Source organism: Enterovibrio norvegicus DSM 15893 (genome assembly GCF_900115495.1).
Classification (GTDB): domain Bacteria; phylum Pseudomonadota; class Gammaproteobacteria; order Enterobacterales; family Vibrionaceae; genus Enterovibrio; species Enterovibrio norvegicus.
In genome coordinates this window covers 1-8,529 of the sequence record NZ_FOWR01000074.1, presented here as the reverse complement: position 1 = coordinate 8,529, position 8,529 = coordinate 1, and the positions used below count along the sequence as shown (strand labels likewise).

The window sequence follows — 8,529 nt, the reverse complement described above, 5'->3', positions numbered from 1 at the left end:
AACTATGTCCCTGAGCCTGTCGTTACAGAACCACCGCTAACACCGACTCCACCGCCTGCGATATCAGAGAACTTCGCTAAATCGCCTCAAGCAGACAAGGTTTTTGCTAAATCTTGCACCCGACCTTATGGCGACACGCAAGCCTGCGAAGAAGAAATAAAAGCACCTAACTTTGGTGTAATGGCGGCGATGGCTCCCGCAAGGGCAATGACAGCTAACGGTCTTTTGCCACTAGGGAAAGTAGCAGGCACGACGTCTAAAATGCCTCTTAATTGGGCACTAGCGGGAGACATAGCGAAAACTGCCGCCTCTCGCGCGAATTTCTTACTACTAGCGTTTTGGCCATCACAGCTGGGTGACGGCACACTGTATTCAGATGAAGAACTGGCTCAGCTACCTGAAGCCATAACACGCGTTCGTTTTAGGCTTTTTCAAGATGAAAACGGCAACCCTCAAGCATTAGGGATTCATACCGGAGAAGGCAGTTCTTATGGTGACACCGTAAGGCGTATCTCTGCCGATGCAGTAGGAGAGAATTTTGAAGCCATCGTTGATGAAGATTTGACGCTGACATGGTTCCCTGATGACAGCGAAAACCTCTTCAAAGCTGGAAGTGAATACCCAGATACCAGTGGCCTTGAAATCAGCAATATTCTCGTTCGCCCTATAGATTATGACGGACAAGAACTCGACAAGCTCGTCTACCCAAATCCCGAAGCTGAGCATATAGATCTGATTGTGACGTTTCCGGCAGACAGTGGTATTGCTCCGCTTTACTTGGTGTTTAGTTCGCCTAGGGGTAAGCCTGGAGGGGCAACAGGCAAGGGCAAAGACATTGTAGGAATATGGTTGGAAAGTGCCGGCAAAGAACTTGGCTCCCCAGTTCCTTCACAAATTGCAGACAAATTAAGAGGACGAGAATTCTCTAGCTTTGATAGATTCCGAGAAGCGTTTTGGATAGAAGTATCTAAAGACAGTGAGTTAATGGGGCAATTCAACAACTCAAACAAAAGGAAAATTAAGGCTGGTAGAGCACCGATCTCACCTCAATCTGAACACTATGGTGAACAAATTAGGTACGAAATACATCATATTGAAGAGATCCAACATGGCGGCGAAGTCTACGACATGGATAATATGAGAGTAGTAACACCGAAAAACCATAAGCATATTCACTACGGGAAAGACAAATGACCGAGTTGAAAAATAATTTATCTGATTACACTGAAAACGAGTTTCTATCGTACGTCGAAAAAATCTATGGTGCTGAACTACCAGAAGAAGAGGAAGATAAGTTAATTAACCACTTCAAAAAAATCGTTAGTCACCCGAAAGGAACAGACCTTATTTTCTGGCCTAGTAATAACCAAGAAGACTCTCCAAACGGTGTGATTAGTGAGCTCAAGCGGTGGTATGCAGAGCAAGGCCTGCCATGTTTCAAGGAGTGAACTATTGGGACACTCACATTTAGAAACAACACAATCAACCTCAAATAGCACTTTTTGATTCACGGTATAGAGGCGGCAACTATCGTAAAGCGTGTGTCCTGATTGCTCTTCGAAAGAAAGGCTGAAAAGTAAATGTTTGAACTCGAATTTTTTGACAAAGAGACTGAAGAGTTACTCGAAGAGCGCACCTTAAGCGCACTCACCAATGAAGATGTTTATCGGATATTTGGTTTTCATTTAGAGGGAAACTGTGCAGATGTTGACTTTGAGCAACTAAAACAAATAGAAAGCATTGTTGGTGGATCATTTAACCGCGAAGGAAGAGATGTTTTTATCTGTGAGGTTCAAGGTTAAGAAGGTTTAAGCATCGAGTGCAAAAAAGCATAAATCCTGTGAATTTATGCAGAGTGAGGAGACATTTGTCGTTTTTAGACCTTGTGCTCTCTGCTAGGGAAGTAACTCTCTAACATCACACCCCAATGCCTCGGCAAGTTCATACGCTTTCTCAAGCGTAATGTTCATCTCGCCACGCTCGATGCGGCCAACGTAGCTGCGGTCAATATTCGATAACAGAGCAAGTTTCTCCTGCGATACGCCCAATTCTTTTCGTTTGGCCCTTAGTTTTTGTCCGAATTGGATAGCTAAGTGTTTCATTTTTTGTCCTGTTAAAGACAAAAAACTATCCTTAGTTGCGGCATATTAAGCCACGGATTATAATCCGCAAATTATGAACTTTTGATACTCACATTGACTTACGTTATGGCGATTCAAAAAGTAAACATTCAGCAAGCCTTCTATGACGTACTCATAGAGCGAGACTTCGATAATTTCACTGCTCTTCAATTGAGGGACGCAGTTGGTGCGACCTCTCAGGAAAAAAGAAAAGTCATCGAGCTGAGAAAGCTTGTTTACCGAACACTGAATCGTCTTATCAATAAAGGCCTTATCGTTAAAGATCATGCATGTGAGGGAAAGAAACCCGTTTATCTAAAGGCGGAGTCATTTGATACGGCGAACTGGCATATCCTTGACCACATTACCAATGACACTCCGCAAAGCATCTCCGAGGGGACAACAGAGTGGCTGAACGAGCGACTTGAGCAGTGCGAAAGTGATTTTATTGCTTGTTTGTCTGAATTTGAAACATACAAGGACCTCTGTAAGCAGGCGCCTCATCTGAACGCAAAACTCCAAGATGTTCGATCTAAAGCGAGAGAACAAAGCTCTAGGCTACTCGGTGAAATCCGAGCCTTAAAAATAGCCATGTCGATATCATGACTACACTGCGTGCTTGGCAGGAGGATTGCGCTTACCTCGCCCTGAATCAATATCTGGATGGCGAAAAGCACTTTCTCTGCTTAGCAACACCGGGCGCAGGGAAATCCATCATGGCGGCAGAAGTGGCCAGCCGTCTTCTAGATGAAAATTTGATTGATTTTGTTTTGTGTTTTTCACCTTCAAGAGAAGTCGCGTCGGGCTTAAAGAAGACGTTTCAGTTCAGTTTGAAGAATCGATTTGATGGCTACTTTGGTTCGCTTGGCGATTCTCTTACTTACCAAGCGATGATTAATTTAGATGAGAATTTTTGGCTTTTACTAAAGCACTCACGTGTGCTGGTTGTTTTCGATGAAATTCATCATTGTGCTGGTATGGCGCTCAGCGATGCGAACCGTTGGGGAGAGGCTATTTTGGAGAACATCCAAGCACAGGCCACGTATACACTCGCTCTCACTGGCACGCCTTGGCGCACTGATTCTCTCCCAATATCTTTAGGCCATTACCTCGATGCTGATAATGGCATAATTTGCGATTACTCTTATGGCCTTCGGCAGGCGATCACTGACAGAGTCTGCCGTTTCCCGAAGGTCGTACTGATTGATAACGACAAAATTGAACTGACGTCTGAAAGCCAAACAGAAACGTTTAACAGCCTTGAATCCTACTTATCAAAAGGAAAAGGCACCTACCTTTCCTTCATACATGACGAAAACTGCATTTGTTACCTGCTCAAGTTGGCGATGGCCAAATTGGAAGAACTTCGTAAAAGTAAACCAAATGCAGGAGGGTTAATCGTCGCCTCTTCGGTGAGTCACGCGCTGAACATCCAGCGTCTATTGAAAGAAAAATTCAAAAAAGACGCGAGGTTAGTGACTTATCGACACGACAACAGCAGCGAAATCATTGATAGCTTTCGCCGCTCCTCAGATGAATGGATTATCAGTATAGGGATGATCAGTGAGGGGACTGATATTCCGAGACTTCAGGTGTGTTGCCACCTAAGCAGTGTAAAAACAGAAATGTACTTTCGGCAGGTCTTGGGAAGAATTATGCGTATAGAGAACAGTAATACCGAAGAGGCCTGGATGTATACGTTTGCAGAACCAAACCTTTCCATGTTTGCCCACCGCATGGACATTGAAGTACCGGATTACAAAATCACTATGACCCACACGGTGGATATTACTGTATCGAATACCCCATCAATACGAACCTCACGAGACGCTGATGAGTTAGGTTATGTTCATGTTGAGTGGCCTGATAGTTCCAACCGAGAACCTTCCACTAACGACAGTAGGAATATCAGTTCAAATACCACCTTGGAGTCATCTTACTTTGACGTAGTAGGTCAATTCAGAGAGAAAATTATTACTACTTTTTCGTAGGTTACTGTTATCGGCAGAGTGATAGGAAGGTGAGGGAAATTCGAAATGGAATGCGTAACAGTGACATCAGAACAAGACTACAAGCTCGCTCTGAAAAGAATAGAAGCCTTATTTGACGCAGAACCCGGCACCCCAGAAGGCGATGAGCTTGAGATGCTGGTTTGTTTAGTGGAAGCGTATGAAGATCTTCATTATCCGATATGAGGCTTCAATAGGTCGGGGTTAATAGGTAGAAAGCCACAGACTGCAGTTATTGAGCGTATTTTTCATATTCGATCGTGTTGATAAACCACTCTTTTTCACCTTCAGGCGTTCTTACCACAAACTCATCATCGACCTCTTTTTTTAGAAGGGCTCTAGCCATTGGAGAGTCTATCGATATGTAATCATTTCGTCCGTATATCTCTTCCGGCCCAACAATACGAAACCTCTTTCGATCACCGGCGTCGTTTTCAATTTCAACCCATGCCCCGAAGAAGACTTTACCGTCCTGCTGAGACGAATAATCGACAATTTTAAGCTCAGGAAGGAGCTTTCGAAGAAAACGGACTCGTCTATCAATTTGCCTCAAAATACGCTTGTTGAAGGTGTAATCAGCGTTTTCTGAACGATCACCAAGGCTCGCAGCCCATGTTACGATTTTCGTAATTTCAGGCCGTTTTTCATCCCAAAGGTAATCATGTTCTTCTTTGAGCTTGTTGTAGCCCCCGCGAGTGATGAGCTTTGTTTTCACAACGTATTCCTGTCTGTACTTTATAAATTTGTAAGTGCTTTTTTTATGGCATCTATTGTTGCGACTGGGAAAAATGACTCCCCAGTATCTGCCTTTACGATAGTGCCGTTTTTACCATGCTCAAGCCCGTTGCGTCTAAGAAATATACTAGAGAGCAGATACTCCAGCGCACTCCGTTCAAGTTCGCTAAGTTTCACTGTGGACACGCTCTGTGACCCGCCGTCAAAAACTTCTATGACTTGATTGATTGGAACAAGTTCACGCAAGAGCTTTTCAGCTTGCTTTTTCTCTGAGTAAAGGATGTTCGCCTGTAAGCGGACCACAGGATCCTCAAGCTCGTCAATCCATGAGTATGAAATGCCTTTGGAGGAGCTTGGTGCCACTTTCTTGGGTTTAGGAGACGCATCAACAAAACTCTTTATGAGTGCTCTGTAGGGCTCTCCAGTCTTATTCCGAATACTTTGTGCAGCAGGCACACCTCGCCCCGCCCCAAGCTTCGCAATAGTTGCATAGCTGAATTCATTCAGGCCTCTGCCCTGTTGTTCCATACAGACCTGGAATATAGCGTCGAGAGAGTGTTGAGTTCTTGTTGAAGCATGTTGTTTCAATTGTTGTAGCAATTGGTCAGGTGTAATTTCACTCACTCTGACCTCCTATCTTCAGTAAGTTGGGAGCAGAGAACAGCTGATTGATTGATCGTAACGTGGAACGACTCCTGTCATCCAAATCTGTTAGCAACAACGAGCCATCGATGACCTTATCAACATTTTCCCAACTTTTTAGCCTCGAAAGCATAAGCTCTGTTAGCTGATTGCCGACCGATAGCTGTTCTTGCTCACTCAGAAACATTAGTTTGGGTTCTATTTGATTATTAATCAGCATCCTATCCAGAATCTGAGACCGCTGATGAATTGCTATTTCATCGCTACATGAATGATAGATCTCTGCGTTCTCGCACACCTCAGAAAGTTGATGAAAGCAACTCACATCATCAAGATCCATACTGACTTCGAAAGAAGCTGGCACCACTAGTTGAAGTTTTTTGTTTGGTGAGATGGGGTGACTTTTAGCAAGGGTTCGGCAGTCATCTATGTGCTTGTGAACAAAGTTCATATCACACAGGTATAAGTCTATCTTCTTCGCTCTTGTCTCAATTTCTGAATTCAGCTTATGCCTTTCAGCTACCTTGGCTTGCATTTTTTCCTGAAGTAGCTGCATCTCAGAATTGTTTTTTTTCTCTTCATAAATTTGGTGTGAGATCACCTCTATGTCTTCGATGATATTGTCTAAATCTTCTTCTAATTTAGAGTGGCGCAGTGATTGAGTATGCACGGATAGTGATATCTCATTAAAGAGAGCAACGAGACCCATCATAAATGCAGGGCCAGTGACGAAAAAGCGACAACGAATACAATTTTGCTCGCCGAGATAGCCGGCAGGGACTGGGTGAAAAATATTAACCTTTGTCATAGCTCTGTCGCCCCCTTCACTGCAGAAGACACCTCCGACAGGGCAACAGCCAAAATCTTTAAACTGGTAACTTGACGAAGGGCGTGCATTGGTTAGTGAAGTCAAAAATTCTGGAGAGTTGGCGGTTAGCTGACTTTTACACTCCTCGATACGCTGGTTTTCAATATGCTTTTTCAATGTATAAGCAACGTTCCTGAGTGCCTCTTTTTCTCCTTTTTCTAGTCTTTCCCTAAGGTTAGCACCAGTTTTGTCGCTTTTAATATAGTAAATAGACATAAGAATGCTTGAGTGGCCAACGAGCTTCATTATGACCTCAAGTGGCAGCCCAAACTCGTAAGCATACGCATTAATAAGGCTCACACGCAGTGAATGAGGCGTATATGACGAATTGAATTGAGAGATTGAAAGGCTGCCAAAGCCAAACAATGTATCTTCACTCGTATCCTTGTATGGAAGACCAAAATACGTGGTTCCCGATACATCACCCTTTCCTGAAAAGAACAAAGCGGCCGCAAGGCGGTTTGTCAATCTAGACCCAAATATGCCTGGTTCTACCTCCCCAACGTCACGAAACAAGAAACAGTTACTGCCTTTTTGCTTTCTCTGTGACTCATTTAAGTTAGTTCGCTTGCAATCGAACCACGCAGTCGGCTTCGAGATAGGATTATACTTTTCTTGCCAGTTACGTAGCTTTATTAACCAGTAGACCAGCTCATCTGGGATAAATGGGACTCTATAACCCTGGCCGCCGAAATGCGTTTTATTGGACGTGTAGCGTACGCCGTAATCCTCTCCGATTTTACTTACCATCGCTTGGCATTCTGTAAGCCCTGTAAGTTTGTTCTTGTTTTCGGCCCAAATGACCTTGCCATTTTCTATACGCGCGACTTCCCCATCAGCCTCACCGGAATCACAATAGATTATCTGGCGTCCTCTGGCTGGGAGGTGCATCAGAGCAAAGGTATATGTCCAGTAGATGGGGAGCCAAATCTCAACCTTGTCACCGTTTCTCCTCACAACACAATCAGGATCGTTTTCATCGATCAATGAAGGGTCATCAACGGTTATCCAGTCAGCACTGAATCGATGCAAATGTGATAATTCATTGTAATTGGTGGTTGATTGAAGGGAACTATCAGGAAAGATCCACTCTCTAGTGGCTTTTACAAATTGATAGGGCAAAGCAAGCTTGTCTGTCTCACCTCTTTTTTCTGGAGTGATTTCACCATCAAAATTTATGAGAGCGAAAGGGTTTCTGGCCCCATTAACCAGATGAATTTCACCTGTATCTTCATCTTCGATGGTTAATTCCGTTGCTAAAACCCAATCCAAAAACTCGTTTATTGAAAATAGCCATTTTTTCTTTCGAGTCGAAGGCACCTCAGAGAACAAGGCTAACATTGGATGAATGTCTACACTCCCTCGAGTGAGAAAGTCCAAGGGCGATAGACCATACCCACTTGGTTCAATAAATTCTCGAACAAATTCACATAAGTCTTTTTCTTTTGTATCTCCAGCACGCGCTGTTTTAAGAAACTCTTTGATTAAAAGCCCCCACGCTTCCCACTCTGGCTCGAAATATCTAACTTTATATGGCCTTTTCTTGCCAAAAAAATCGTGGGTATTTGTCCACTCGCTATAAGTTTCGGCTGGAGCGGATGGAACGCGAGGGTCATTTAGGCTCAACCTCATTTTTTTATAATCGTTTAATGTTTGACAACCAAACTCCAAGACTTTTCCCCTCAAAATGCCGTATTCGTAAGGCCGAGGTATATCGAGTGCATTGTACCAATCTATCCACCACACCAGTTTTTCTGGCTTCGCCGGTAAAAGTTTGTGCTTTTTTCTAGCATGGCGGTAATCCCTTGAGTTATTTATCCCGAGAACCGAGCAAGCTTGCTTAAAGCTCCAGACATCAGAGACTGTCTTTGGCAGCAGAAAATCATCCCAATCCGTCCACTCTTTTTTGTACATCTCGTAAGGGTTTGATGGTAAACGAGGGTCTTTTTTGTAGCGCGCCTGGTATTCCTTACGACTTGTTATCTTCAGGTGCTGCGCCGCCTCACTGGCTGTCTGTAGGTCAGGATAGAACCTGTCTTTCTGTCCCAGAAAATCAGCCCAATCCATCCACTCTTTTTTGTACATCAGGTTAGGGTTTGATGGTAAACGAGGGTCTTCTTTGTAGCGCGCCTGGTATTCCTTACGACTTGTTATC

General features: G+C 43.8%; 10 protein-coding genes. 6 read left to right on the top strand and 4 right to left on the bottom strand.

Features of this window, described 5'->3' with window-relative positions; all coding sequences use genetic code 11:
- The 3 genes from BM082_RS24045 to BM082_RS24035 all read left to right on the top strand — a co-directional run.
- The coding region (locus BM082_RS24045) for an S-type pyocin domain-containing protein (RefSeq protein ID WP_074928911.1) at nt 1-1,194 on the top strand (1,194 nt) is incomplete at its 5' end.
- Nucleotides 1,191-1,448 carry a bacteriocin immunity protein gene (locus BM082_RS24040; RefSeq protein WP_074928909.1) on the top strand — a complete coding sequence of 86 codons (258 nt, stop codon included), beginning with the start codon at nt 1,191-1,193 and terminating at the stop codon, nt 1,446-1,448. The genes BM082_RS24045 and BM082_RS24040, both read left to right, overlap by 4 nt.
- A gap of 132 nt (nt 1,449-1,580) precedes the next feature.
- Nucleotides 1,581-1,802, top strand: coding sequence for a DUF7683 domain-containing protein (locus BM082_RS24035; protein ID WP_074928907.1), 222 nt, complete (start codon nt 1,581-1,583; stop codon nt 1,800-1,802).
- A gap of 93 nt (nt 1,803-1,895) precedes the next feature.
- Here BM082_RS24035 and BM082_RS24030 read toward each other — a convergent pair whose 3' ends face one another.
- Nucleotides 1,896-2,102, bottom strand: coding sequence for a helix-turn-helix domain-containing protein (locus tag BM082_RS24030; protein ID WP_074928906.1), 207 nt, complete (start codon nt 2,100-2,102; stop codon nt 1,896-1,898).
- 105 nt (nt 2,103-2,207) lie between these two features.
- Between BM082_RS24030 and BM082_RS24025 the strand changes: the two genes are divergently transcribed.
- Genes BM082_RS24025 through BM082_RS24015 form a run of 3 tightly spaced genes read left to right on the top strand, consistent with a single transcriptional unit; the run spans nt 2,208 to nt 4,315 of the window.
- Nucleotides 2,208-2,726 (top strand): hypothetical protein, encoded by a 519-nt coding sequence (locus BM082_RS24025; protein ID WP_074928904.1) that lies wholly within the window; start codon nt 2,208-2,210, stop codon nt 2,724-2,726.
- Entirely contained in the window at nt 2,723-4,111 is a 1,389-nt protein-coding gene (locus BM082_RS24020; RefSeq protein WP_074928902.1) for a DEAD/DEAH box helicase, read from the top strand. The genes BM082_RS24025 and BM082_RS24020 overlap by 4 nt, the downstream gene beginning before the upstream one ends.
- 45 nt (nt 4,112-4,156) lie before the next feature.
- Nucleotides 4,157-4,315 carry a transcriptional regulator gene (locus BM082_RS24015; protein WP_074928900.1) on the top strand — a complete coding sequence of 53 codons (159 nt, stop codon included), beginning with the start codon at nt 4,157-4,159 and terminating at the stop codon, nt 4,313-4,315.
- Between the two features lie 46 nt (nt 4,316-4,361).
- On the opposite strand, the gene greB is transcribed toward BM082_RS24015, so the two are convergent.
- From greB to gmtZ, 3 genes are all read right to left on the bottom strand, one after another.
- Nucleotides 4,362-4,844, bottom strand: coding sequence for a transcription elongation factor GreB (gene greB / locus BM082_RS24010; protein ID WP_074928898.1), 483 nt, complete (start codon nt 4,842-4,844; stop codon nt 4,362-4,364).
- A gap of 20 nt (nt 4,845-4,864) precedes the next feature.
- Nucleotides 4,865-5,488, bottom strand: a complete 624-nt coding sequence (gene gmtX / locus BM082_RS24005; RefSeq protein ID WP_083417944.1) for a gamma-mobile-trio protein GmtX — start codon at nt 5,486-5,488, stop codon at nt 4,865-4,867.
- Nucleotides 5,481-8,529, bottom strand: a 3,049-nt coding sequence (gene gmtZ, locus BM082_RS24000; RefSeq protein ID WP_208862556.1) for a gamma-mobile-trio integrase GmtZ, incomplete at its 5' end; no start/stop codon positions are given. The genes gmtX and gmtZ, both read right to left, overlap by 8 nt.